Source organism: Cystobacter fuscus, assembly GCF_002305875.1.
In the GTDB taxonomy this organism is placed as follows: Bacteria; Myxococcota; Myxococcia; order Myxococcales; family Myxococcaceae; genus Cystobacter; species Cystobacter fuscus_A.
The window spans coordinates 8,893,328-8,918,086 of the sequence record NZ_CP022098.1 but is presented as its reverse complement, the minus strand read 5'-3'; the positions used below and the strand labels follow the sequence as shown (position 1 = coordinate 8,918,086).

Genomic DNA, 24,759 nt, shown 5'->3' with positions numbered 1-24,759 from the left:
TCCTTTGGGTTGCCCCGAGTTCATCCCCGCTCTGGCGTCTTGGCGACGCGGCGCTTCGCGGGCGGCGCTGGAGTCGGCGGCGGAGCCGGGGGCGTCGTCTGGGCGGCGCGCAGGGCTTCCACCTCGGCGCGCAGCCGCACCACCTCGGCGGAGAGCTGGGCGTAGGAGTCGCGCACATGCCCGTTGAAGGCGCGCTGGCGGCCGAGCGTCTCGTTGATGAACACCTGGCACGTCTGGCGGAAGGCCCACTTGGCCACCAGCACGAGCTGGCCCGCGCCGCCCCGGTGGGTGTGCGGGGGCAGCGGGCGGGTGGGGTCCGCGTGCTCCGCCAGCGCCTGGAGGTTGAAGGCGAGGGGATCCACCCGGGGCTCCACCCCGGAGGGGGGCACGTCCACGGGCTCGGAGGACGGCAGGCCACGCGTGCGAAGGCGCTCCTCGATGCGCGCGACCAGCTCGCGCGCGGGGATGTCTCGTCCCAGCAGTTTCATCGGCTCTTCTCCCTCAGGATGCGCTCCATCTCTTCGCGGTAGGCGTCCACCACCTGGGGCCACGTGTGGCGCTCGGCGTACGTCCGGGCCTTCTGGCTCAACCGGCCGCGCTGCTCGCCCACCTCGCGCAGCCCCGAGATGAAGGACTCGAGATCCGTGTAGACGCGGCCCGCGCCACTGCGCTCCACCTGGCCCACCAGCACCTCCGAGTGCCCGTTGACCAGCACCGGCGTGCCCGAGGCGAACGCCTCCAGCGTGAGCAGCGACAGGCTCTCGAAGCGCGAGGGCACCGTCACCGCCAGGGCCCCGGCCAGCGCGTCGTACTTCTCCTGCTCGCCAATGCGGCCCACCGCGTGCACGCCCTCGCCGCGCAGCTCCATGTGCGCCTCGCCCGCGAGCACCAGATCCGGCGCGTCGTGGAAGCGCGCGCGCAGCTCCCGGTAGTGCGACAGCAGCTCGGGGATGCCCTTGCCGGCCTCCAACCGCCCCAGATAGAGCAGATAGGGGTTGTGCAGGCCATGGCGCTCCCGGAAGCGCTGGGGATTCACGTCCGGAGGCACCTCCACCCCCACGCCCACCACCCGCGCGCGGGCATGGCCCGGCCAGGCGCGGCCGATGAGCGCCACCTCCTCGGGCGTGTTGCACAAGAGGGCGCGCGGGCGCTCGAACACGTCCGCGTAGGCGCCGAAGCGCAGGGGCGGCTCGTCATGCGCCGTGGGCACGAGCAACGCCCGATCCGCCACCAGCGGCAGCCCCCACACCGTGGGCGCATAGAGGTAGGTGAAGAAGACGAAGCCGTCGTAGTCGGCGCCGTGCGTGTCCAGGTGCTCGAGCAGCCCGGGCACCACCGGCCCCTGCTCGGCCACCCAGTGCTCCTCGCGCAGCCGCTCGTTGCTCCGATCGAAGACCTGCCGGGACAGGGCGTTGAAGGGCCGGATGTGGCGCACGCGCGTCACCGGGAAGCGGAGGATCCGCACGCCGTCCGCGGCCCGCTCCTCGCCCGGAGGGAAGGCGTTCTCCCAGGTGAGGTGGTTCCTCGCGCAGGTGGTGAGCACCGTCACGTCCCAGTGCGGCGCGAGCTGCTCCACCACCTGCTGCGCGTGGCGCTCGGCGCCTCCCGTCACCTCGCCGTAGCGCTGCACCACGAAGCCCACGCGGGGCTTCTTCCTCGTGCCCCGCGCGCGTTGCGCGGGTTTGGGCGGCAAGGGCAGGGCGCGCGCGAGGGCTTCCTGGCTCGCGTCGGCGGAGAAGTGTTTCAGCCGGCGGGCCTGGCCCGCGAGCAGCCGCTCGCGCAGGGCCTTGTCCTCGCATACCTCCACCACCAGCTCGGCGAGGAAGGCGAAGCGCTTCTCGTCGAAGGCGATGCCCGCGCCCCCGAGCGTCTCCGGCACGGCCGCCGCGGCGTAGGCCAGCACGGGCACCTCGGCGGCCATGGCCTCGATGAGCGGGACGCCGAAGCCCTCGTGCTCGCTCATGGAGACGAAGACATCCGCCGAGCGGTACGCCGCCACGAGCTGGGCATGGTCGAGCCGTCCGAGGAAGTGCACCCCTGAGAGTCCCCGGGCCGTGCGCTGGAGCGAGCGGAAGTAGCGGCTGCCCGGCTCATAGCCTCCCACCAGCAGCAGGCGGGCCTGGGGTCGCACCTCGAGCACCTGTGCGTGCAGCGCGAGCAGATCCTCGAAGCGCTTGTGGGGAGCCACGCGGCTCACCGAGAGAATGACGGGACCGGGGCCCTCGAGCCGCCGCAGCATCTGCGCGTCCGCACCCGCCCGGGCGAAACGGGAGGGCTCGACGAAGAGGGGCACGGTGTGCACGTCGCGGTAGCCGGCCTCGCGCAGCTCGGCGCTGTTGTAGTCCGACACGCCGAGGGCCACGTCCACGAAGGGGGCCATGGCGGCGAGCTGGGCCCGTCCGGTGCGCAGTGCCTCGGCCAGCGGGGTGCCCGCGTAGGTGTTCGCGGGGCTGATGTTGTGGAAGACGATGCCTCGGCGGCAGGGCAGGTGCAGGAGCTGGCCGCTCAGCGGCGAGGCGATGCCGTGGTGGTAGAGGACGAGATCCTCCGGTCCCGGGCGCAGCGCCGCGGCGGGGTGCGCGAGCGAGCCCAGGCCCTTGCCGACCTCGGCCGCGTACAGCTCGCCCGCATGGCCGAGCCGGCGCAGCAGCAGTTGCAGGTGCAGGGCCGCCTGCCCGGTGGCATCGCCCGCCACGAAGCTCGGAATCAGCTGATGGACCGCCATAGGGGGCCCCTGCCTATCACAGCGCCGTGTTATGAGGCGCCCCGTGTCCATTGGTCCTGTCGCTTTCGACGCGAGTCTGTGGGACGAGCCCATCACGGGCATTGGTCTGTATACCCACTGTCTGGCCGAGGGCCTCGAGTCCCGAGGCGTGCGGCTCCAGCGGCTGGGGGCCCGGGTGTCGGGTGATGAACCGCGGGGGACGCTGGGGCGCACCGCCTACGTCCTGGGCCGGCTGCCCGAGGCGCTGCGCCAGGCGGGGGCGGGGCTCTACCACGCGCTGGGCAACTTCAACCTGCCCCTGGTGCGCACTCCCGGCACCCCCTACGTCCTCACGGTGCATGACCTGATTCCGCTGTTGATGCCGGAGACGGTGTCCCGGGCCTACCACTGGCAGTTCCGCGTGTGGCTCGCCCGGAGCGTCCGGGTCGCGGATCGGATCCTCTGTGTGAGTGGGTGCACGCGGGACGATCTGCTCGCGCGCCACCCGGAGGCCGAGGGCCGGGTGGCGGTGGTGTACCACGGCGTGGACCACGTGGACCGGTACGTGCCGGATGCCGCCACGCTGGACTTCCTGCGTGCCCAGGAGCTGCCCGCGCGCTTCGCGCTGTACGCGGGCTCGCTGGACGTGCGCAAGAACGTGGGCCTGGTGCTGGACGCGCTCGAGCGGCTCAAGGCCCGGGGCCGTCCGGTGCCCCTGGTGCTGGTGGGGCAGCGCTGGTTCGGCTCGGGCTCGGTGGAGGGGCGGGTGGAGCGGCTGCGCGCCCAGGGCCATGACATCCGCGCGCTGGGCTATCAGCCGGAGTCCGTCCTCTACGAGCTGATGCGGCGCGCGTCGGTGTTCGTCTTCCCCTCGCGGTACGAGGGCTTCGGGCTGCCTCCGCTGGAGGCGATGCGGCTGGGCACTCCCGCCATCGTGTCCACGACGGGCGCCACCCCCGAGGTGTGCGGGAGCGCGGCGCCCGCGGTGCGGCCGGACGACGCGGAGGGGCTGGCGGAGGTGATGGATCGGCTGCTGCGCTCGGAGGAGGAGCAGCGGCACTGGGCTCAGGCGGGAGCGCGGCACGCGGCCGCGTTCACCTGGGCCCGCTGCGCGGAGGAGACACTCGCCGCGTACACCCACGTCCTGGCCAGGTAGCCCGCCGTCGCCCGCGAGCCCGGGGCGGGTTGCCAGGGGCAGGGCGCTGGGCTCAACTCGGCGCCCTCATGCCTTCCTCCCGACTGTTCCTCACGTGCGTCGCCCTCGCGGCCGCGGGTTGCGCGAGCGCCCCGCGATCCCTCTCCTCCACCGCGTCCTCCCCGGACTCGCGCCCCGCCGAGCCCGTGCGGCTCACGCTGGTGGGCACCAATGACTTCCACGGCTGGCTGATGCCCCATGACACCACTCTACGCAGTGGGCTGGTGGTGGAAGAGGGCGGAGCGGCGGCCTTCGCCGGCTACCTGGCCCGGTTGCGCGCCGACAACCCCGGGGGCGTGCTGCTCGTCGACGCGGGCGATCTCTTCCAGGGCACGCTCGTCTCCAACCTCACCGAGGGGGCCTCCGTCATCGACGTCTACAACCACCTGGGCTACGCCGCCGCCGCGCTCGGCAACCACGAGTTCGACTACGGGCCCGTGGGTCCCAAGGCGGTGCCGGGGCCGGGCGAGGATGCCTTCGGCGCGATCACCGCGCGCATCCAGCAGGCGCGCTTCCCCCTGCTCACCGCCAACGTGTTCGACGCCGCCTCGGGCAAGCCGCCCGCGTGGCTCGGCAACGATGGCACCCGGCTGGTGACGCTCCAGGGCGTGAAGGTGGGCCTCGTGGGCCTCACCACGCCGTCCACCGCGCGCATCGGCAACCCCGCCCAGGTGGGCTCGTTGCGCTTCGGTGACATGCGGCCCGCCACGCTCGAGGCCGTCCAGCGGCTGCGCGCCCAGGGCGCCGAGGTGCTGGTGGGCATCGCGCACGCGGGTGGCAAGTGCGCGGACCTGTCCAATCCCCACGACACCTCGAGCTGTGATCGCTCGGATGGAGAAATCTACGGGCTCGTCGAATCCCTGCCCACGGGCACCCTGGATGCCGTCTTCGCCGGCCACACCCACCAGGCCATGGGCCACTTCTTCAACGGCGTGCCCGTGCTCTCCACCCAGGGCCAGGGCCGCTCCTTCGGCGTGCTGGAGCTGTTCGTGGACCCGGTGAGCCACGAGGTGCTGCCCGAGCGCACCCGGCTCCAGGCCGCGGTGCCCGTGTGCGTCCGGGTGGAGGCGCAGAGCGGAAGTTGCGACGCGCGCAAGCTCAAGGACCTGGGCGCCGATGCGAAGCTCGTGCCGCCCACCTTCCTCGGGGGCGCGGTGGTGCCGGACCCGGAGGTGGAGGCGCTCGTGGCCCCGGCGTTCGCTCGAGTGGAGGAGGAGCAGCGCCGTCCCCTGGGCTTCACCGTCGCCTCCCCCCTGGGGCGCAACTACGAGGACGAGAGCGCACTCGGCGACGTCATCACCGATGGGATGCGGGAGATGGAGAAGGCGGACGTGGCGCTCGTCAACTCCGGCGGCCTGCGCGCCAACGTGAAGGCCGGCCCCATGACGTACGGAGATCTCTACGCGGTGTTGCCGTTCGACAACACCGTGGCCATCGTCACGCTCTCCGCGGACGAGCTGCGTCGTCTGCTGACGGCCGCCTATGGCGCGGGCACCAGCATGTTCCAGGTCTCCGGTCTCAAGGTGACGCTCGCGCGCTGCGCCGGGCCCCAGCGCTTCCGCGGCGCCACGCTGCCGGATGGACGGCCGCTGGATGAGAAGCGCATGTACCGGGTCGTCCTGCCGGACTTCCTCGCTCGCGGCGCGGGGGGTCTGGGCGTGGTGCTGTCCCAGGTGCCGCCCGAGCGCATCGACCTGGGGGCCGGCCGCGAGCTGACCCTGCGCGAGGCGCTCGCGGCGTGGTGGAAGAGTCGGGGCACGCCGGTGACGGTGCCCGCTACAGGCCGCATCAGCTACGTGGATGAGGGAGGCCCGTGCGCCGCGCGCCCGGCCTCCGAGCGCCCCGAACGACCATGAAAAAAGTGGCGCCTCCCGCTCGCCGGCCGCACCCTTGGCGGGTGATCGGGAGGAGGGTTCCCGGCCGAGTCCCCGCAAGTATCCGAGATCTGGGCGGATCGCCGCGCGGGCCGAAAAATCGGCTTGGGATCAGTTTTCAACTACCCTTTTCCTCCTTAGTCTAGTGAAGGCGCGCCGTGATCCGAGGAGCCTCCCAGGCTCCGCTCAGGGCCCGCCGGCTGGGGAGGAAACACATGCTCTACAAAGTGACCCCGATGATGCCGCCGCCGGGCTCCAAGGAGACCAAGGCGCGCGAGGCGGGTCAGCCGCGCAAGCGTCGCAAGTCGGCCATCTTCGATGCCGAGGGCCATGAGGTCCTCATCTCGTTGATGTGCCTCAAGTGCCGCTCGCTCAAGCCGCTCGCGCAGTTCGGTCTGCGCAAGATGGCGGATGGAGCCATCCGCAATCAGCCCTGGTGCCGCACCTGCCGCTCGGGCGCGGGCAAGCCCAAGGAGAAGGCCGGCGAGAACGTCGCGGCGCTCGAGCAGCCGCCCGCGGTGGCCGCCACCCTCCAGGTGGTTCCCGCCCCCGAGGCCGCTGTCGAAGAGGACGAGTCGTCCATCGCCCTCGCTTCCCAGGGTTGAGCCCGCTTCACCCCTCCATGCCGCCGCGAGGCTTCCGACGCGTCTTCCAGGCGGGAACGCCGGACGTGAACGGTCGCTTCATGGGCGGCACGGAGAGCATGCGCCTGGTGGCGCACTCGGGGCGGCGCTACGCGGCGACATCCACCCTGTGGGATCAGCCCGGAGATGAGCCGGCCGTGGGCGCGCAGGTGCTCGTGATGGAGCCTCCGGACGCGGGCTGGCCCGAAGCAGTGGGCGGGTCTCGAGCGTGTGGTGCGTGGGGATCGGATCACCGGCATCGAGCGCGTCTTCGCGGGAACGCTGCCCGGAGGGCTCTATAGCGGCGTCTATGACGCGGACGTGCCCGGGCGCATCCAGTGGAGCGAGGCCCCCGAGCTGTCGGGCTACAAGGCGCATCCCATGGCCTTCGCCGAGTGTGATGGGGCGCTGCACGTGGCGATCAAACCCCACCTCAACCGGCTGGTGGATGGCGAGCAGCCCCGATGGGAGACGGCCTACACGCTCCCGGGCGAGGTCACTCGCATCAGCAGTGGGCTGCGGGGGCTGACGACGATTCCGCACCCTGCACCCTTGGCCTGACGAGCGGGTCTACGCCAAGACGCGAGGGGATCGTCTTCATCTGTAAACGGCGAAGGGCCGTCCCTACCGCGACTCCTATTGGCGTGATTTGGGCTAGCTGACGATCCCCAAGCGGCTTCCCATGCCTCTCGCGATGTCTTTGAACAGCGTGTCGGCGTCTCGAGTTTTGTCATTGTATCCAGGATTCACGCCTTCGTATTCTCGCAAGCCTCCAATGGGTACGCCATGTTTTTGGGAGAGTGGCGACAAATAGGGTCCGCGGAGATGGAGCCTGTTTTTCATCCATGAGGCCAATAGTAGCCCACCGTCCGCAAAGCTCGGAGAGAGAACAAGTCGCAAGCCACTGTTGGACGAACATCACCTTTGCCACGGACGGACTTCGAGATGGATGACCAAATGGTGTTCCCTTTGTCCATTCCTGCTGGGTCTTCGAGCAACGAATGGAGCCTGGGCCAGCACCACCGGATTCGCGGGCAGTTGGCTGGCGGGACCTGCCTTTGCCATGCGACTGGACTTGTAAGCCAGGCTGCACCTACTGGACACGGACGGCACGTTGTTTTTTCCGGAAGGAGAATGCGCATGCGGTCGGAGGCCTTCTCTTGCATGAGCCTGGGAGCGGACAATGCGGACTGACTCGTCGCAGACCCGGTGGGCGGGCCTGCTGCTCGCCCTGATCCTGCTGTCCACCGGCTGCGTGTCGTTGACGCCACCACCCGGCCGGGGAATGCGCTTGCGCTACTCGCCGCGCGAGCCTGTCCCGCACGTCTCAACGGTGCGGCCCGGCGTCGAGGATCCGGGCGACCTCTCCTCCCCACCTGAGCGTCTTCGTCCGCTACTCCGATTACGGTGCCCAGCAGCTACGGTGGATTGACGCCCAGCTCTCCGCCGCCACCCGGTTGGCCAACGCCGCCTCGCAGGTGGAGGACCCGGACATGCAACTCGCCCTGCTGCGTCTGGCCGGCCCACGGATTGAGGCCGCCATGCTCGGCTCCCTTCTGCTCGCTGTCTGGCTCGACTTGCTCCACCTCGCCGACACCGTGTGCACCCAGCACTTCTACAGCGTGGAGCGGATGTTCGCGGACCTGGGGCGCTGGCAGCAGAGGCTCGAGCCCACCATGACGGCGCTCTCCTCGCTGGAGCCCGGGCAGGTGGAGGCCGTGGCGCGAGACGTCCCCGTACTGGTGGGCCACCTCTCAGGCGAGTTCACGGTCACTCTCGAGACCGCGCGCAAGGGGGCCGCGAACGTCGCCAAGGTGCTGGCGCTCAAGGAGGCCATCGAGGCGCTCTCCCTGTTCTCGGCGTTGAAGTTCTCGCTGCCCTCGGTGGCTCCGTCCGCTCCCGTCCTGCTCGGCATGGACCTCTCGGTGGGCAGCGGCGGCGTGATGATGGGCACGCGCATTGTCGCGTCCACCGATTGGGTGGAGATGATGCGCCAGTTGGTGCGGGCGGGCGTCCTCTCCGTGCCCGCCGTCAGCGCCGCCGTGCGAATTCAGGCCGGCCTGGTGATGATGGCCGAGGCGCACGGCGAGCTGCCCAGAGGCGTGCGAGAGGCCCTCGGCGACGGGCCCGAGGTGCGGGGCATGCGCGTGACGGGCAGAGCGGGGGCCGGCATGAACGAGCCCCCGCGACACCACGTCCTGCCCAAGGAGTTCCGCGAGTGGTTCGAGAAGCGCGGCCTCACCGGCGAGATGGACATCGACCAGTTCTGCGTGGAGATGGAGCAGGCACACCACCAGGCAATCCATGGCGGTGGGAACTGGAAGATGGGGCGAGCATGGCCCGGTGAATGGAACCGGATGATCATGAGGGCGCTGCGCGACGCCGAGGTTGAAACTGGACGGATGTTGACGCGGAACGAGGTGCTGGACATCGTCGCGGAGAACATGAAGGAGTACAGGCTCTCGATGAACTTCATCCGCTGGAGAGGGCGATGAGCGACGGACATGCCTGGGATGGCAACTGGAGGGTCCGACTGTACGAGCGGGTCCGCGAGCGTGGCTACTCTTCGCTCACCGCCTTCGCTGAGGCGCGCCCCACCGCCTCGCTGGTAGCTCTGGCTGATGAGCTTGGAGAGGACGATGTCGCCGGAGTGCAGGTGCTGAGCGGGTTGCTCGCTGAGGCGGAACAGCGGAAGCAGGTCACGCGTTTTGTTCGTGATGTGCTCGTACGCATGTTGTCCCAGAGTATCCCTAATGGCTGGCCGACCGTGATGGATGACGCCAATCGGTTCAAGGTTGCCAAGGCAATCGGCCGCTGGTCTGCCTATACACCAGAGACTCATCAGAAGCGCGTCGAGCAGGCCAGGGCAGCGCTCCGTTCTTCGCCTCCTCCTCCTGGCTGGCGCCCGCTCGGCCCCGACGACGAGTTGCTACGCGCGCTCCTGCCTGACGAGGAAGTCTAGGCCCGGATCGGTCACACGAAGGCCCGCGCCGGGCGGCCAGGCATCAATTGGCGGCGCCCGCGCGCGGCGCGTGGCGAATGGACACGCGGCAGCGTGCAGCGGGCATGACAGTGGCATGCACCGGCCGGCGTTGAGAGGTTGTCAAAGAGCTGCGAGGCGTCAGGAGGGAGTTGGGACTTCGCAGAGCTGTTGGGCGATGCGCGCGAAGAGGTCCTTCACCGGCGCAGCCGCGCTGAGCGAGAGCACGACGCGGCGGACGCTGGCGCGGACGATGGCGGCAACTTTGAGCAGCTTCAACCGGATGGTGCCCGCCTGCGCCCGCTCCATCTCGGTGCCGCGTAGGCCGAAGTGGCGCAGCAGGTTCAGCAGGACGTACGCGACGGAGGCAAACCAGAGGCGCAGATGGTTGGCGCGCGGGGAGTGGGCGCTGGTCCTGTCGGCGAAGAGGTCCAACTGCTGCTCTTTTATCCGGTTCTCCATGTCACCGCGGGCGCAGTAGAGCTGCTCGTACAGAACCCGGGCCTCATGCTCCTGGGGAGCAAAGAAGTCACCACGAAGCGCGGGTTGAATTTGTCCCCGAGCCATTCGGCCTTCGCGACAACGCGGCGCTCGCGAGTCCAGGACGTAAGCGTGCGGTAGCGAAGTTCCCGGTACGCCCGCACCGGAGCGCCCTTGCGCTCTTCGCGGGAGACGGCGCGCACCAGCTTCAGGTCCCCTCTTATCATGGCTTCCAGCCGGGCGTTTCGAGCTAAACCCAACACGAAGTCGATGCCGTTGTGCTCGCACCAGGTCATGAGTTCATCCCGGGCGAAGCCGGAATCCGCACGCAGGAGGATGCGCGTCTGCGGCCAGCGCGCGCGGATGCGCGAGACTATCCGCTGCACTTCCTCCAGCGAGCCCGCGGCGGCGTCGCGGTCGGCGGTGCGCAGCCTGGCGCACAGCAGGAAGTCGCCAGCGAAGATGTAGAGCGGCAGGTAGCAGTAGTTGCCGTAGTAGCCGTGGAAGAAGCGGCCCTCCTGCGTGCCGTGAATCGGGTCGTCTGTCGCATCGAGGTCCAGCACCACTTCGCGCGGCGGCTCACGGTGCGCATCCAGGAACGCGTCGACGAAGAAGTTCTCGATGGCCTGGCCGTCGTAAACCACCTTCCGGTAGCGGGCCTCGGCCGTCGCGTCCGCTGGCGTCAGCTCCAGCCGGTTGAGCGTGCTCGGGCTGGCCAAAGGCTGCTTCTGGGGCTCCGACTTGCCTACCACGGCCGCGAGCAGCGGGTCGTTTCGCAGCGTCTCATGGTCCACCAGGTCCTCGTAGCCGCACGCGATGCCGAAAACGCGCTGGCGGACGAGTTCTTCCACCGAGTGCTCAATCAACTCCGGCCTTCTCAAGTCCTTGAAGCACTCGGCGAACTTCTTCATCAGCCCGAACCGCTGGTCCGTTCGGTGCAACAGCGCCAGCCCTCCATCCGACGAGATGTGCTCGCCGTCGAACGCCGCCACCAGTTTCCTCCTTCCCACGCTGTCGAACTCGACCTGCTTCGCGTTACGCTCTGTTTTCACCGCGTAGCCCCTTCCGATGGGTGGAAAGCCTTGAGAACTCTCCAGTTATCGGCCGGTCGCTACGCGGTGTTCCCTCCCTTGGTGACCGATCCGGGCCTGGGTGCCACCACTTTCAAGGTCATGTGGGGGGGGGGCTACCATAGCGCTCGGGTGAGAGCATGAAGTATCACCTGGGTGGAGGTGGGTCCGGGAGTTGGATGGCCAAGAGCAATTCCTCACGCCCCTTCACGGAGGAATGAACGTGGCCTTGGATGCAATGGTGGAGCGATTCACGCAGCGCGGTCCCATCACGCTCATGGTGCGCCGCACGCTCGAGCATGCGCTGAGTTCGCAGTGGATTGATGAAGTCTTCGAAGCGCACCGAGAGCAACAGTACGCGCGTGAGCTGCTCTTTTCCACGGTGGTAGATTGGATGGGGCTGGTGGCGCTCTACGACAATGTGCCGGCGCAGAAGATGAGCGCGCTTGGAGGTGGCGGAGCTGTATGGGAGGCGATGGAAGATTGAAGGGATGTTTGGGAGTCAAGGGACCCTGCTCTGTGAATTATTACCTCCTTGAAAGGCTCGCCAACGTTGAGAGCGCGGAGCGGACTCCGAAATTCGTGACATTTAATCCGGCAGTCTCTCGGGCAACGTTTCCCCCATGAAGGCTTCGAGGGCTTGCCGAGCATACTCCTTGAGGTGAGCCATGCTCGGGGCATCATCGAAATCAATTGTCTCTACCATGTCACGGAACCGGGAGAGCGCGGCCTTGCACTCAGCGGGACGGCGAGTTGCCGGTGATTTGCGGCCCGCGTCGCTTTCAACCAGCTCGAGAACGAGGGTTGCGTCTTCGTGGAATGCTTCTCTTGCTTTCGCATCCCCTTGGGTGCCGCGAGCCCACTCTAGCGGGTGTCCGAGTGCGATATGCCCCAATCCATTGAGGGCGTTGGCGATGCGGGCCGCTTTTTCGCTGGCGGGATCTAAAGGCATTTGAGGTCTCTCCGCTGGAGGCTGCTCGGAGTTTCTGAATGTTCAGAAGATGGTGCGATAGCTCGTGTCGAGCACGCGCCGGTGCGTGATGAGCCGCGGCCTCCGGGCGTGCAGATCCTCGAGCGCGCAGTCGAGATGTCCGGGTGCTGCTTGCGGTACGTGTACACGGTGGTGGTCGCGCACCGGGGCGCCCCGACGATGAAGAAGTTCGGCTCGTGCATTCACCTCTACCAGGGGAAGTCCTGCCGGTCCTTGAAGAAGCCCCCTCGGGGCCCGTTGTCCGGAAGCGTGGCGAGCCAGGTGATGGTGTCCGCGCCCTCCTCGACGGAGCGATCCGCGTTCATGCCCCCCATGTGGGTGCGCACCCAGCCCGGTGTCATGGTGTTGACGAGGACGTTGGTGTCCTGGAGCTCGTCGGCGAAGACGCGGGTCATCGCGTTCATGGCCACCTTGGACAGACGGTAGGCGAGCCGGCCCGCGGTCATCTTCGAGAAGGAGCCCAGGCCGCTGGACACGTTGACGATGCGCCCGTAGTGGTTCTGCCGCATGAGCGGCACGAAGAGCTGCGTGAGGTGCATGGCGCCGTAGAGGTTGGTCTCCAGGGTGGGCCGGACGATCTCGTCGAGGCTCACCTCGAGGGCGGGAATGTTGCCGTCCAGGGAGATGCCCGCGTTGTTGATGAGCACGTCCAGCCGTCCGAACTCCCGGGTGATGAAGTCGGCGATGCGCACCCGGTCCGGCGCGGAGTCCACGTCGAGGGGTTGAAAGCCCACGTGCAGGCCCTCGGCCGCCAGGGTGGAGACCGCCTCCTTTCCCTTGTCCTCCCGGCGTGCCGTCAAGATGATCCGGAGGCCGAGCCTCGCGAGTTGCCGACAGGCTTCCAATCCGATGCCACGGTTCGCGCCCGTGACCAGCGCCACTCGTCGTTCCACGTTCCTGCCCCCCATCTCGAACATCGTGTTCAGGGAACATCTCGAAGAGCAGCCGCTCCCGGGACCGCACGAATCGTTTCAACTCTGGGGTGTAGTGGTCCTGCCAGCGCGACGCCTCGTCCCGGCTTCCCCTTCGGGGAACACCTTGGGCTCATCCAGGATGAACGCAATCCGTTCGCATGGCATCCCGCGGCCGCGCAGGAAGTCATGGAGTTGATGGTTGAGGCGCTCGGAGCGCGGGAAGTGCAAACCCTCCTCGTCCAAAGAGGCGAGGGCCGCGCGTGGTTCATGACAATAGAAAGGGATGGGACTGTTCGCGTGGAGGGCGCGCGGTGTGTGTGCTCAGGGGCGGCGTCCTTGCTGAAGCGCGGAGGGGGGATGTCATGGCCAGCGTGCGCAGGGCCTGACGATCCACCTTGCCGCTGGGCAGCAGGGGCAGGACGCGGAGGAGCCGGATTTCATCCGGGATCGCGTAGCCGGGCATCAGGTCGAGGCAGGCGGTGCGGATCCGCGCGGGCTCGAGGTGCTCTCCCTCGCGGGGAACGCAGAAGGCGATGAGGCGCCGGCCCCGGAGTCCCTCCGACCCGAGGACCGCGACGGCCCGCTCCACGCCGGCGACCCGCTCCACGGTGGCCTCGATGTCGGTGAGCATGAGGAGGCGTCCGTCCCGTTTGACGCCGAGATCCGTCCGGCCCAGGACCTCGAGCGTTTCCTCCTCGCGGAGGATGCAGAGCTCCCGGGTGCGGTACCAGCCGTCCCGCAGGAGCGGCTCGTCGTGCCAGGGATGGCCGTCCTCGTCGAGATGGCCTTGGGGCGACAGGGGGAGACATACGCTCGGAGGGAAGACTGGGGGCGTGTTGCCGGGGAAATCTAAACCCACCTGGGCGAACTCAAATGACGAAACCAGAAAATCTGGTAACTCCTTGACTTCGTCCCTGACCCGAGGGGGCTCCTCCCAGACACCGTCCGAGGCACTTCGCCCGAGGGGGCTACAAGCGCAGACCGGCGGGCAGGGTATCGCCGAGCGCGCGGGCCTCGTCGGCGGCCTCCAGGGCCACCACCTCGGTCACCATGCGCACCCAGGTGTCGGCGGCCTTGGCCGCGCGCAGGGCCTCGGCGGTTCTCGCTCGCAGGTCGGGGGAGATGTCGCGCATGCGGTCTCCGGTGAAGCGCGCGAGCTGGGCCGCGGCGAACGGGGCGCCGTCGATGCGCGGCAGGCCCAGGTCCAGCAGCAGGGACAGCCAGGCCTCGGCCACCTCCACCGCCACCACCTTGTGGCCGCTGCCGTAGAGCGGCACGCGCGCGCCCAGCCGGCCGAGGGCCCAGGGCCAGGGCCCGCCGCCCTTGTTCTCCGCCTTCAGCCGCGCCGCCATCCACCCGCCCAGCTCCGCCTTGTCCGTGGGCTCCAGGTGCTCGAGCGACGCCGCGGTGCGCACCATTTCGTCCAGGCCCTCGGGTTGGATGCCCTTGGCCTTGCCGGGGGGCGTGGGGGCGTCCAGGGGGATTTTCCGGGCCAGGTGCGGCTTGAGGTAGTCGTACAGCTTGCGCTGCTGCGCCTCGCTCAGTCCGCCGGCGATGCGCCGCCACATCACCCAGAACTCCACCCAGACGGACTTCTCGGTGTGGTGCTGCACGAGCGGCTCGAACAGGGAGAACGTCTGCTCGGCGCGCCAGTGGTCCAGGGGGTAGCCGAAGCCCGGGCGCAGCGTGTAGCCGGTGAGGCTGTAGAAGACGCGCTCGTGGTCCGCGGTGCGGCGGCGCTTGGCGGCTCCGGCGAAGAGCGCGCTCCACAGCTCGCGCAGCACGGGCACGCGCCAGGTCTCCCGGGGGCCGAGCACCTTCTCCAGCGTGCGCGACAGCTGCTTGATGTCCTTGGGCCCGACGGGCAGCGGCTTGTTGCCGTAGAGCCGGTCGACGTTGTCCTTGGCCTCGGCGAAGCGCGCCGGCATGGACTCGGTGACGGTGAGCTCGCGCTCGCCGCTGGTGCCCCGCAGCTCGAACTCCAGGCGCCAGCGCTCGTCGGCCACGTTGGACACGGCGAACAGCTCCAGCGTGCCGATCTCCGTGAGCCCCGAGCGCAGGTGCACGGGCACCAGGGCCGCCTTGCCCGTGGCGCCCTTGAGCACCGTGTGGATGGGGGGCAGGGGCTTGAGCTCGTCCTTGAGCTCTTCGGTGAGCGGCACCACGTCGCCCGGCTTGTCGATGCGGTCGCTCGTGGTGGAGTAGAGGGTGAACTGCACGGGCTGGCCGAGCGTGAGCGAGAAGGAGCGCTCGCCGATGTCGGCGTGCTGGCCCTCCTCGAAGCCGCGGGGGATGAGGCAGAGCACCGGCTGCTCCGCGCTGTCCGCCGGGCGCTGCAGAGCCACGTAGTACGCGCGCGCCGCGCCTCCGCCGATGCGCAGGCCGTGCCCGCGCCGCACGAGCCCGTAGTACGTCGCGCCCCGGGCCACGGCCAGCTCCAGCGACTCGTGCCGCAACAGCCGGATGCGCGGCGCTCCGGGCCACCAGGCGCTCACCGCGTCCACGAGCCGCTCGGCCAGCCGTGGCGAGTTGAAGACACCGCCGTTGAGGAGGATGGCATCCGGGCGGGGCAGGGCGCCTTCGGTGGGGGCGGACTCCCCGAGCGCGGTGAAGCCCGCGGCGGCGTGCTGCGCGAGGAAGGCGGCCAGGTGCCGGGTGATGGCGGCGTCCTGGGCGTAGGGCAGGCCCAGCTCCTGGAGCGCCATGCGCGCGGCGCGCCGGGGCCGCTCCTGGGCTCCCACCTGGGGGAAGAAGCCCTCCAGCACGAGCGCCTCGGCCTCCTCGCGCGTGAGGTCCGTGGACAGCGAGCCGCCGAGGAGTTTGCTGCCCCCGGCGACGAGGGACACGCCATGGCGCTCGGGGGGAGCGGTGCCGAGCAGGGACTCCTTGGCGGTGCGCGCGGCCTGGAGCGCCTGGGTCCACTGGGTGGCGGACAGGCGCCGGTTGCCGTCGGGGAAGAGCTTCTCCTCCAGCCGGCGGGCGAGCGCCGCGTCCATGTTGTCGCCGCCGAGCATGAGGTGCTCGCCCACCGCGAGTCGCCGCAGCATGGGGCCCTCGGGGGACACGCCCGCGTGCACGAGGGTGAAGTCGGTGGTGCCACCGCCCACGTCCACCACGAGCACCAGCCGCACCTCTTCCAGGGATTTCGCGAGGTCCTTCCGGTGGCGCGCGGTGTAGTCGTAGAAGGCCGCCTGGGGCTCCTCGAGGAGGGTGAACTTCTCCAGGCCCGCCCGGCGCGCGGCGCTCACGGTGAGGGCGCGCGCGGCCTCGTCGAAGGAGGCGGGCACGGTGATGACCACCTCCTGCTGGGCGAGGGGCTTGTCCGGGTGGGCGTGGTTCCACGCGTGGGCGATATGGGAGAGCAGCAGGGCGCTGGCCTCCACGGGGGACAGCTTGGCCACGTCGGCGGGAGCGCCCCAGGGGAGGATGGGCGCCGAGCGGTCCACGCCCGGGTGACACAGCCAGCTCTTGGCGGAGGTGACGACGCGGCCCGGCACCCGGGCGCCCTGCCAGCGGGCGAACTCGCCCACGACCTGGGTGCCGCCGTCGCCCCAGGGTAGCCGCAGGGCCCCCTCGGCGAGCTCGTGTCCGGCGGGCACGTAGACACAGGAGGGCAGCAGGGGCCGGGCGCTCACCTCGCCCTGACGCACCAGTTGGGGGACGGGGAAGTCCTCCACGGGAGCGGTGGGGCCCTTCGTGGGGTCCACCGAGGCGACGGCGCAGTGGGTGGTTCCGAGGTCGATGCCGACGATGTGCATGGGCGTGGGGAAGGGGCTTCTATTCCTTCATGCGGACGTTGAGCTCCAGTTTCCAGCGGCCGGGGCCGTTCTTCTCCAGGCAGCGCAGCTCCAGCGTGCCCACCTCGGTGACGGCGGCCTGGAGGTTGACGGGCGTCAGGTCGCCGAAGGGAGCGGGCGTGCCGGGGAGCGTCGTCTCCACGGGGGCCAGCTCCTCGAACTCGCCGTTGCCCTCCACGTCGTCCACGAAGGTGCCCACCTTGTCGTCGCGCCGCACGGACGAGGCGAAGAAGCGGAAGCTCGTGGGCTCACCGGTGACGAGGCCGAACTCCTGGGGAGGCACGTCCGCCTGGGTGCCTTCCTCCATGCCGAAGGGGGCCACGCACAGCGCCTTCACGGGGGGCTCCATGCCGGGCACGGCGGGCATGGCGGTCTCCACGCCCACGTAGTAGGCGCGCGCGGTGCCGCCGCGGATGCGCAGGCCATGGCCCTCGCGCACCCAGCCGTAGTAGGCGGCGCCCCGGGCCACGGCGAGGTCCAGGTCCGCGCCCTCGAGCTCCCGGGCGGGCTTGCCCCCATCGGCGGCGAGCCACGTGTTGAGCACCTCCATCACCCGGGCCTTGAGGGGGCCGGCCTTGAAGACGCCTCCGTTGAAGAGCACGGCGGTGGGGTGGATGAAGGCCTTGCCGCCCACGTCGACGGGCGAGTCCGGGGAGTTGGCCAGGGCCTGGGCCTGCCGGGTGAGGAAGGCGGCCAGGTGGCGCGTCACCGCCGCCTCCTGCGCGTACGGCAGGGCCATCTGCGCGAGGCCGGTGCGCCGGGCCACCCGGGGCAGCTCGGTGACGGGGGAGGGCGGGAAGAAGCCCTCGGTGAGGACCCGGTCGAGCTCCTCCCGGGTCAGCTCCGTGCGGATGGTGCCGCCCAGGAGCGAGGAGCCGCGGCTGGCGATGGCGATGGGCGCGTGGGTGAAGGCCGCGTTGCCGTAGAGGGACTCCTTGGCCATGCGGCAGCCATGGGTGAGGGCGTTGAACTGCCAGGCGTCCAGCTTCTTGCCCTCGGCGGTGAGGCGCTGCTGGAGCGTGTGCGCGAGCGCCAGGTCCATGTTGTCGCCGCCCAGGAGGATGTGGTCGCCCACGGCCACGCGCGTGAGCTCCACCTCGCCCGCGCGGTCGCGCACGGTGATGAGCGAGAAGTCCGTGGTGCCACCGCCCACGTCCACCACGAGGATGACCTCGCCCACCTTCATGTTCTTGCGGAAGGACTCGCCCTGGGCCTCGAGCCACGCGTAGAGCGCCGCCTGGGGCTCCTCCAGGAGCAGGACGTTCTCCAGCCCCGCGGCCCGGGCGGCCTCGAGCGTCAAGTCGCGCGCGGCGGCGTCGAACGAGGCCGGCACGGTGAGGATGACGTCCTGGGCGGCCATGGCGTTGCCCGCTTCCTCGCGCGAGCGGGCGAAGGTGTGATCCCACGCCTCGCGCAGGTGGCGCAGGTAGCGCGTGGCGGCCTCCACCGGGGAGACGCGCTGCACCTCCTCGGGGGCCTGCCAGGGAAGGAGCGCGCCGCGCCGGTCCACTCCGGGGTGGCTCAGCCAGCTCTTCGCCGAGGAGACGAGGCGCGTGGGCACCTTGGCCCCATGGGCGCGGGCGAACTCACCCACGAGCGCGGGGGCGTTCGGATTCCACGGCAGGGCGAGGCTTCCGGGAGGGAACTCCTGGGCGCCGGGCAGGTAGAGGAAGGAGGGCAGGAGCGTGCGCGCTTCCACGGTCCCCGGGGCGGTGAGCTGGGGAATGGGCAGCATGGACTGCGCGGGACCCCGGGCCTGGCCACCCTCGAGGTTGAGGTAGGAGACCGCGGAGTGCGTGGTGCCGAGATCGATTCCAATCGCGTAGCGGGACATGAGAGGAGGGCCCCCGTCGGGAAGGTCAGGACAGCTCGACTTCGGCGGGCGCGAGCACCCGCGGATCCAAGGCCGGACTGGTGGAGGGGAACGTCACGGAGGTGATGACCCAGCCCTTGTGCTTGAGCGAGCCGGAGTAGGGTGGCTGGCCGGCCACGTTGCCGGTGAGGCGGATGCGCTGGGCGTCGAAGCCGGCGGGCACCTGCACGCTGTCGCCCTCGTTCTGGGGGAGCACGGGCTCCAGGGCGAGGTACTGGCGCAGCACCTTGCGGCACCCCTCGTGGACGATGCGCGCGGCGGCCCCCACGTCCTCATCCGGGAAGGCGGCCACGTCCTCCTGGAGGAAGTCGACGAGGCGGCCCTCGCGCTGGAGCATGGCGAGCAACTGGAGGGCCGAGGCGTGCTCCCGCTCGGGGGGCAGAGGGGCGGGCGCCGAGGGGGGCGGGGTGGGCCGCGTGGGCGTCGGCTCGGGGACGAGGGTACCCGCCGGCAGCTTGCCGGCCCGGTCGGCCTCGCGCACGGGCAACACGGCCTGGGCGAACGAGCGATCGAGCCAGATTCGCCAGAAGCACACGAGGGCGAGCCACAGACGGGCGAAGAACGAGAGCGAGGGCTGGTCGGTCATCGGCCCCGGATAACAGACCCGGCGCGCTTTTCAATTCACTGGAGGCGCAAAAGAAAAGGGCTCCCCTGTTTCCAGGAGAGCCCTTCGGAACTTCATGGTGGAGGTGGACGGGATCGAACCGACGACCTTCGCATTGCGAACGCGACGCTCTCCCAACTGAGCTACACCCCCATGACACTCCTGTTTCTCAACACCGTTGGGCGGCTGCGGTTTCCCGCCGTCGAGAAGACGAACGGGCATGTACAGGACCCCAACCAGGGTGTCAAGCCGGGAATGTTCGGGCCCTCCTGGGCGATTGACGCACGGCAACTGGGGGTGTCATAAGAACCCCCTCAAGGCACCTCCTTTAATGTCCACCTCCCCATCAAAGACGTTGAGCCCGGCCGAGCTCGCGAAGCTGGAGCATGCCTTCGCGTCCGACCCTTCTTCCGAAGCCTACAAGCCCCTCGCCGAGGCGTATCTCGCCTCCGGTCGTTTCATGGAGGCGATGGTCGTCTGCAAGAAAGGGGTGAAGGCACACCCCAATCGAGCCGATCCCCGCCTCCTCCTCGCTCGCGTCTACCAGGACCAGGGCAAGGACAAGAAAGCCCTCGAAGAGGTGCTGGGCGCGCTGCAGGCCTATCCTACCGACAAGGCGACGCTGCGCATGGCGGGCGCCCTGCAGATCAAGACCGGTGAAGCCGACGCCGGCAAGGCCAACCTGCTCAAGGCCTACGAGGCGGATCCCACGGATTCGGACACGTTGGCGGTGATGCAGCAGTACAAGGTGCAGCCGCCCGCGGCCGCCGCGCCCGTGGCCCCCGCCCCGGCCCCGCGCCCACGCCTGCTCCCGTGGCGGCTCCGGTCGTCCAGGCCGCCACGCCCGCTCCGGTGGCCGCCGCGCCCGCCCCGGCCGCGCCCGCTCCGGCGGCCGAGCCGGCTCCTCGCGCCAAGGCCCCCGCCGCGCAGGCCGCGCGTCCGGCGGCCACCCGCCGTCCCGCCGTGGTCGTCGAGGACGATGACGTCGACGACGATGACGACGCGCCTGGCAAGTCGCGCAAGAAGAGCGGCTCCAACACGAACAAGTTCATCACCCTCGGTCTGCTCGTCGCGGTGCCGATCTTCCTGGGCGGCTACTTCGTCCAGGGCCGCATGGCCGCCCAGCGCAACCGGGAGATCAAGAAGCAGCTCGACGCCGCCACCCAGGAGCTCAAGCACGACTCCTTCGCCTCCTACAAGAAGGCGTGCGAGGCGGCGGACAAGGCGATCGAGGTCGCTCCCGACTCGACGGCCGCCCACGGCTATCTCGCGTACGCCTACGCCATCCGCTGGGGTGAGCACGGCGGCGGGGACGACGCGCGCAACAAGGCCGAGGAGCACCTGGCGGCCGCCCAGAAGAGCAAGGAGGTCAGCTCGCACCTCTACGCCGCCGCCGCCCTCGTCAAGACGTACGGAGGCAAGGGCAAGGAGGCGCTCGTCGAGCTCGAGAAGGAAGTGAAGAGCTTCGACGAGCAGGGCAAGCGCAGCTCGCTCCTGTACCTGACGCTCGGCCTCATCCAGATGAACGCGGGTGACCTGGATCGCGCCAAGGACAACCTGGAGAAGGCCCAGGGCCTCTCTCCGGACGATCCGCGCATCTACGCCGCGCTCGGCGCGGTGTACCGCCGGCTCGGCCAGGACGGCACCGCCTGGAAGAACTACGACTTCGCCCTGCGCTACGAGAAGGACCACCCCGAGTCCCTGCTCGGCAAGTCCCTGCTGATGCTCGAGCAGGACGAGCCGAACTTCGGCCTGGCCGCGGTCATGCTCAAGAAGCTGCTGGAGGTGGATCCTCCTCCCTCGCCGCGCCAGCTCGCGGCGGCCAACGTGGCGCGCGCGCTGCTCATCTCCCGCGTCTCCACCGCCATGGAGAAGATGAAGCCCGACGAGCAGGCCAGGCTCTCCGCGGACACCGGAGTGCCCACCGACAAGGAGAAGGCGCGCCAGGAGCTGACCAAGGCCGAGGACACCGGCTTCGCGCTCGACCGCAACAGCCCCGAGCTCTACCTCATCAAGGGCCGCCGGCTGCTCTCGGAGAACCACTACGACGAGGCCGCCGCGGAGATCCGCAAGGCCGTCAAGATGGACGGCACGCGCGCCCAGCTCTACGTGGAGCTGGCCAAGGCCCTCATGGGCAAGCCGGGCGGCGAGAAGGAGGCCTCCGAGGCGCTCGTCACCGCGCTCAAGACCATGGGCGACAGCCCCAAGCTGCTCACCATGCTGGGCAACGCCTACCGCCGCCAGGGCAAGCTGGACGACGCGCTCAAGACGTATGAGCGCTCGGTGAAGGACGCCAACGCGAAGAACCCCGAGGCCCGTCTGGCCATCGGTGCCATCTACCGCGAGCGCTCCGAGTGGTCCAAGGCCCAGGAGTCGCTGGAGAAGGCGAGCACCGAGTTCATCGGCCAGCCGGACAAGGCGGCCACCGCGCTGCTCGAGCTGGCGCGCGTCTTCGAGGGCAAGGGCGACACCGCCAAGGCCGACGAGACGTACCAGAAGGCGCTCAACGCGGACGAGAACTACGCCCCGGCCTACTACTTCTACGCGGCGTTCCTCGCCAAGGACAAGAAGCAGGCCCCCAAGGCCAAGGCGCTGGCGCAGGAGTACGTCAAGCGCGAGCCCAAGGGCGAGTACGTGGCGCAGGCCCAGGCTCTGTAGCCGGGCTCGTCCCACCGACAAGAAAAAGTAGTCACCAGACATGTGGGCGGGCGCGGGGATGGCATGAATCCCGCGCCCGTTTGCTTGATGTGGCCACCTCCTTGTGTGTAAGGGAGGGCGGCCTTTCATCTCATCTTGGGCGGAGTTCGCTCCGCCTCCAGCCGCGCCAGCCGCCCTGCGTGCCTGACGCGCCTCGGGGAGTCCGCGTGATTGCGCGTGCCGTGAGTTCGCCGAGCTTCGCCTCGGATCTGATGTCCCTCACCAAGCCGAGGCTGTCGGGCCTGGTGCTGGCCACCACCGCGGGCGGCATGTGGTTGGCCCCCGGAGCGCTGACGGTGTCGCGCATGCTGGTGACGCTCCTGGCCACCGCCGGCACGGTGGGCGCGGCCAACGCGCTCAACTGCTACTGGGAGCGCCACAGCGACCGCTTCATGGCGCGCACGAGCAACCGCCCCCTGCCCTCCGGACGCATGGAGCCCCAGGTCGCGCTCGCCTTCGGGGTGGGGCTCGCCGCGGTGTGCCTGCCGGCGCTCGCGCTGGGAGCCAACCCGCTCACCGCGCTGCTGGGCCTCGTGGCGCTGCTCAGCTACGTGCTCGTGTACACGCCGCTCAAGGCCCACTCCTCCATCGCCATGCTGGTGGGCGCGGTGCCCGGCGCGCTCCCCCCGCTCATGGGCTGGACGGCCGTCACGGGGCAGATCGACGCGGGCGGCTACGTCCTCTTCTCCATCCTCTTCCTCTGGCAGATCCCCCACTTCATCGCCATCGCCCTGTTCCGCCAGGACGAGTACGTGGCGGCCGGCCTCAAGTCCGTCCCCATCGAGCGGGGCGAGGACTCGAGCCGCCTGCAGATCGTCCTCTACCTCGTGGCGCTGGTGCCCATGAGCCTCTTGCCCTTCCAGCTCGGCATCTCCGGGGGCTGGTACCTCGCCGCGGCGGTGCTGCTGGGCCTGTCCTTCCTCGGCCTGGGCGCGGCGGGGCTCTTCCGGCGCCTGGGAAGGGCCTGGGCCCGCCAGACGTTCTTGTTCAGCCTGCTGTACCTGACCGGCCTTTTCGCCGCGATGATGCTCGACAGCGGGGGACATGGTTGATTCGAGGATGACTCCGGCCCCTTTGGCCTCTCCGGTCACGGCGCTCTCGTCCGTGCCCCTGCTCCAGCTCGACGGTCTCACCCGGCGCTTCAAGTCGCGCGTGGCGCTCGATGGCTTGAGCCTCTCGGTGCGCGCGGGGGAGATCGTCGGCCTGCTCGGCCCCAACGGGGCGGGCAAGTCCACCACCTTCCAGGTGCTCGCCGGACTGCTGGCCCCCGACGCGGGCCGCATCCTCTTCGAGGGGCGGCCCCTGTCGCTGCATGATCCCTCGCTGCGCCAGCGCCTGGGCATCATCTTCCAGCGCGGCAGCCTGGATGATCTCATGAGCGCGCGGGAGAACCTCCTGCTCGGCGCCCGGTTGTATGGGCTGACGGGTGAGCACGCCCGCACACGCGTGGAGGAGATGCTCCGGCTCATCGGCCTGGAGGCGCGTGGGGACGAGCGCGTGGGCACCTGGTCGGGGGGGATGCGGCGGCGGCTCGAGCTGGCGCGGGCGCTCGTGCACCAGCCCCGCGTGCTCCTCATGGACGAGCCCACCCAGGGGCTCGACGAGGCGTCCTTCCGCTCCTTCTGGGCCCACCTGCGCGCGCTGCGCGACACCGAGGGCCTCACGGTGCTGCTCACCACCCACCGCGCCGACGAGGCGCAGCTGTGTGATCGCCTGGCGGTCCTGGACGCCGGGCGGCTGGTGGCCATGGACACGCCCGCGGCCCTGACCGCGCGGGTGGGGGGAGATCTCCTCATCCTCGAGGGCCGCGAGCCCGAGGCGCTCGCGGCCGAGGTGCGCGAGCGCCTGGGGCTGGAGGCGCGCGTGGTGGAGGGGCACGTGCAGGTGGAGGCCGAGCGGGGCCATGCCCTGGTGCCCCGCCTGGTGGAGGCCTTTCCCGCGGGCCGGCTCGCCGCGGTGTCGCTGCGCCGGCCCACGCTCGCGGATGTCTTCCTTCAACTCACGGGCCGCACCCTGGGGGCGGATCAACCCACCGCCGAGCCTTCCAAGAGGAAAAGCCGTCGATGAACGCCCACGCCTCCTCCCTCTCCGACACCTCCCTGTCCCCCGAGCCCCGGCTCGAGCGGGTGGAGCCGGTCGCCCCCGCGCGGGCTCCGCGTGTGCCGGGCGCGCTCGCGCTCCAGTGGGCCACGGTGCGCGTGCTGCTCTCGCGTGACGTGGTGCGCTTCTTCCGTCAGCCCAGCCGCGTGGTGGGCGCGCTCGCCCAGCCCATCCTCTTCTGGTTCGTCATCGGCGCGGGCTTCTCCGGCTCCTTCCGCGTGGAGGGGGCCCGGGGCCTGGACTACCAGCGCTTCTCCTTCCCGGGCGTGGTCGCCATGGTGCTGCTCTTCAGCGCCATCTTCGCCACCATCTCCGTCATCGAGGACCGGCGCGAGGGCTTCCTCCAGTCCGTGCTGGCCGGGCCCGGCTCGCGCCTGTCGGTGGTGCTGGGCAAGGCGCTGGGCTCCTCGGCCATCGCGCTGCTGCAGGCCTCGCTCTTCCTGCTCTTCGCGCCGCTGGCCGGCGTGTCGGCCGCCACGGTGAACGTGCCCCTGTTGCTCTCGGTGATGGGGCTGTCCGCCCTGGCCCTCACCTGCATGGGCATCGCGCTCGCGTGGTGGGTGCGCTCCACCGCCGGCTACCACGCCGTCATGAGCGTGGTGCTGCTGCCCATGTGGGTGCTCTCCGGCTCCCTCTTCCCGCTCAACGGCGCCAGTCCCGTGCTGGCGTGGGTGATGCGCCTCAACCCCCTGCGCTTCGCCGTCGAGGGACTGCGGCGCGCGCTCTATGGCACCGAGGCCTCGCTCGCCCTGGGCTCCTCGTCCGCCGGGCTCGAGCTGCCCGTGCTGTGCGTCTTCGCCGCCGTCTTCACGGGACTGGCCGCGTTCAGCATCAGCCGCCGGGAATGACCCGTAAAC

17 protein-coding genes, 1 tRNA gene and 3 pseudogenes are annotated in these 24,759 nt (G+C 69.9%); 11 read left to right on the top strand and 10 right to left on the bottom strand.

Annotated elements, in window-relative coordinates:
* Positions 1-20: 20 nt before the first annotated feature.
* Positions 21-488, bottom strand: a complete 468-nt coding sequence (locus tag CYFUS_RS36015; RefSeq protein ID WP_095989329.1) for a hypothetical protein — start codon at positions 486-488, stop codon at positions 21-23.
* Entirely contained in the window at positions 485-2,725 is a 2,241-nt protein-coding gene (locus tag CYFUS_RS36010; protein ID WP_095989328.1) for a glycosyltransferase family 4 protein, read from the bottom strand. The genes CYFUS_RS36015 and CYFUS_RS36010 overlap by 4 nt, the downstream gene beginning before the upstream one ends.
* Before the next feature lie 43 nt (positions 2,726-2,768).
* Between CYFUS_RS36010 and CYFUS_RS36005 the strand changes: the two genes are divergently transcribed.
* The 6 genes from CYFUS_RS36005 (at position 2,769) to CYFUS_RS35980 (ending at position 9,358) form a co-directional block, all read left to right on the top strand.
* Complete coding sequence (locus tag CYFUS_RS36005; RefSeq protein WP_232537004.1) at positions 2,769-3,860, top strand: glycosyltransferase family 4 protein; 1,092 nt, start codon at positions 2,769-2,771, stop codon at positions 3,858-3,860.
* A gap of 68 nt (positions 3,861-3,928) precedes the next feature.
* Complete coding sequence (locus CYFUS_RS36000; RefSeq protein WP_095989327.1) at positions 3,929-5,755, top strand: bifunctional metallophosphatase/5'-nucleotidase; 1,827 nt, start codon at positions 3,929-3,931, stop codon at positions 5,753-5,755.
* A 233-nt stretch (positions 5,756-5,988) separates the two neighbouring features.
* The gene (locus CYFUS_RS35995; protein ID WP_095989326.1) at positions 5,989-6,378 is read left to right on the top strand and encodes a hypothetical protein; all 390 of its coding nucleotides are present in this window, start codon (positions 5,989-5,991) and stop codon (positions 6,376-6,378) included.
* A gap of 252 nt (positions 6,379-6,630) precedes the next feature.
* Positions 6,631-6,957, top strand: coding sequence for a hypothetical protein (locus CYFUS_RS35990; protein ID WP_157758860.1), 327 nt, complete (start codon positions 6,631-6,633; stop codon positions 6,955-6,957).
* A 932-nt stretch (positions 6,958-7,889) separates the two neighbouring features.
* Positions 7,890-8,891, top strand: a complete 1,002-nt coding sequence (locus CYFUS_RS35985; protein ID WP_232537003.1) for a DUF2380 domain-containing protein — start codon at positions 7,890-7,892, stop codon at positions 8,889-8,891.
* A complete protein-coding gene (locus CYFUS_RS35980; protein ID WP_095989324.1) occupies positions 8,888-9,358 on the top strand; it encodes an NUDIX hydrolase in 471 nt (156 codons plus the stop codon). Before CYFUS_RS35985 ends, CYFUS_RS35980 begins: the two co-directional genes overlap by 4 nt.
* 159 nt (positions 9,359-9,517) lie before the next feature.
* Here CYFUS_RS35980 and CYFUS_RS35975 read toward each other — a convergent pair.
* A pseudogene (locus CYFUS_RS35975) lies at positions 9,518-10,908 on the bottom strand (IS1380 family transposase).
* A gap of 295 nt (positions 10,909-11,203) precedes the next feature.
* Here CYFUS_RS35975 and CYFUS_RS53280 point away from each other — a divergent pair.
* Positions 11,204-11,338: pseudogene (locus tag CYFUS_RS53280) on the top strand (IS4 family transposase); the annotation flags it as partial.
* Positions 11,339-11,515: 177 nt separating this feature from the next.
* Here the strand turns inward: CYFUS_RS53280 and CYFUS_RS51215 are convergent.
* From CYFUS_RS51215 to CYFUS_RS35940, 7 genes are all read right to left on the bottom strand, one after another.
* A complete protein-coding gene (locus tag CYFUS_RS51215) occupies positions 11,516-11,878 on the bottom strand; it encodes a hypothetical protein (RefSeq protein WP_157758859.1) in 363 nt (120 codons plus the stop codon).
* A gap of 227 nt (positions 11,879-12,105) precedes the next feature.
* Complete coding sequence (locus CYFUS_RS35965; protein ID WP_095992438.1) at positions 12,106-12,810, bottom strand: SDR family oxidoreductase; 705 nt, start codon at positions 12,808-12,810, stop codon at positions 12,106-12,108.
* A gap of 286 nt (positions 12,811-13,096) precedes the next feature.
* The gene (locus CYFUS_RS35960; protein WP_095989322.1) at positions 13,097-13,690 is read right to left on the bottom strand and encodes an AMP-binding enzyme; all 594 of its coding nucleotides are present in this window, start codon (positions 13,688-13,690) and stop codon (positions 13,097-13,099) included.
* Between the two features lie 109 nt (positions 13,691-13,799).
* Positions 13,800-16,589, bottom strand: coding sequence for an Hsp70 family protein (locus tag CYFUS_RS35955; protein ID WP_095989321.1), 2,790 nt, complete (start codon positions 16,587-16,589; stop codon positions 13,800-13,802).
* Positions 16,590-16,608: 19 nt separating this feature from the next.
* Positions 16,609-18,462 carry an Hsp70 family protein gene (locus CYFUS_RS35950; RefSeq protein WP_095989320.1) on the bottom strand — a complete coding sequence of 618 codons (1,854 nt, stop codon included), beginning with the start codon at positions 18,460-18,462 and terminating at the stop codon, positions 16,609-16,611.
* 25 nt (positions 18,463-18,487) lie between these two features.
* A complete protein-coding gene (locus tag CYFUS_RS35945) occupies positions 18,488-19,087 on the bottom strand; it encodes a DUF2760 domain-containing protein (RefSeq protein WP_095989319.1) in 600 nt (199 codons plus the stop codon).
* Positions 19,088-19,182: 95 nt separating this feature from the next.
* Positions 19,183-19,258: transfer RNA gene (locus tag CYFUS_RS35940), tRNA-Ala, on the bottom strand.
* Positions 19,259-19,436: 178 nt separating this feature from the next.
* Here CYFUS_RS35940 and CYFUS_RS35935 point away from each other — a divergent pair.
* The 4 genes and pseudogenes from CYFUS_RS35935 to CYFUS_RS35920 all read left to right on the top strand — a co-directional run bounded on the left by CYFUS_RS35935 (position 19,437) and on the right by CYFUS_RS35920 (position 24,750).
* Positions 19,437-21,763: pseudogene (locus CYFUS_RS35935) on the top strand (tetratricopeptide repeat protein).
* Between the two features lie 206 nt (positions 21,764-21,969).
* Positions 21,970-22,854: a heme o synthase gene (gene cyoE / locus CYFUS_RS35930; protein WP_095989318.1), complete on the top strand. Its 885-nt coding sequence runs from the start codon at positions 21,970-21,972 to the stop codon at positions 22,852-22,854.
* 22 nt (positions 22,855-22,876) lie between these two features.
* On the top strand, positions 22,877-23,869 hold the full coding sequence (locus CYFUS_RS35925) for an ABC transporter ATP-binding protein (RefSeq protein ID WP_232537001.1): 993 nt from the start codon (positions 22,877-22,879) through the stop codon (positions 23,867-23,869).
* Entirely contained in the window at positions 23,866-24,750 is an 885-nt protein-coding gene (locus CYFUS_RS35920) for an ABC transporter permease (protein WP_095989316.1), read from the top strand. Before CYFUS_RS35925 ends, CYFUS_RS35920 begins: the two co-directional genes overlap by 4 nt.
* Positions 24,751-24,759: the final 9 nt, after the last annotated feature.

Excerpts from the sequence above, each read along its gene's own strand:
- CYFUS_RS36015 (WP_095989329.1), bottom strand. The coding sequence starts at position 488 with ATGAAACTGCTGGGACGAGACATCCCCGCGCGCGAGCTGGTCGCGCGC.
- CYFUS_RS36010 (WP_095989328.1), bottom strand. The coding sequence starts at position 2,725 with ATGGCGGTCCATCAGCTGATTCCGAGCTTCGTGGCGGGCGATGCCACC.
- CYFUS_RS36000 (WP_095989327.1), top strand. The coding sequence starts at position 3,929 with ATGCCTTCCTCCCGACTGTTCCTCACGTGCGTCGCCCTCGCGGCCGCG.
- CYFUS_RS35995 (WP_095989326.1), top strand. The coding sequence starts at position 5,989 with ATGCTCTACAAAGTGACCCCGATGATGCCGCCGCCGGGCTCCAAGGAG.
- CYFUS_RS35985 (WP_232537003.1), top strand. The coding sequence starts at position 7,890 with ATGCAACTCGCCCTGCTGCGTCTGGCCGGCCCACGGATTGAGGCCGCC.
- CYFUS_RS35980 (WP_095989324.1), top strand. The coding sequence starts at position 8,888 with ATGAGCGACGGACATGCCTGGGATGGCAACTGGAGGGTCCGACTGTAC.
- CYFUS_RS51215 (WP_157758859.1), bottom strand. The coding sequence starts at position 11,878 with ATGCCTTTAGATCCCGCCAGCGAAAAAGCGGCCCGCATCGCCAACGCC.
- CYFUS_RS35955 (WP_095989321.1), bottom strand. The coding sequence starts at position 16,589 with ATGCACATCGTCGGCATCGACCTCGGAACCACCCACTGCGCCGTCGCC.
- CYFUS_RS35950 (WP_095989320.1), bottom strand. The coding sequence starts at position 18,462 with ATGTCCCGCTACGCGATTGGAATCGATCTCGGCACCACGCACTCCGCG.
- CYFUS_RS35945 (WP_095989319.1), bottom strand. The coding sequence starts at position 19,087 with ATGACCGACCAGCCCTCGCTCTCGTTCTTCGCCCGTCTGTGGCTCGCC.
- CYFUS_RS35920 (WP_095989316.1), top strand. The coding sequence starts at position 23,866 with ATGAACGCCCACGCCTCCTCCCTCTCCGACACCTCCCTGTCCCCCGAG.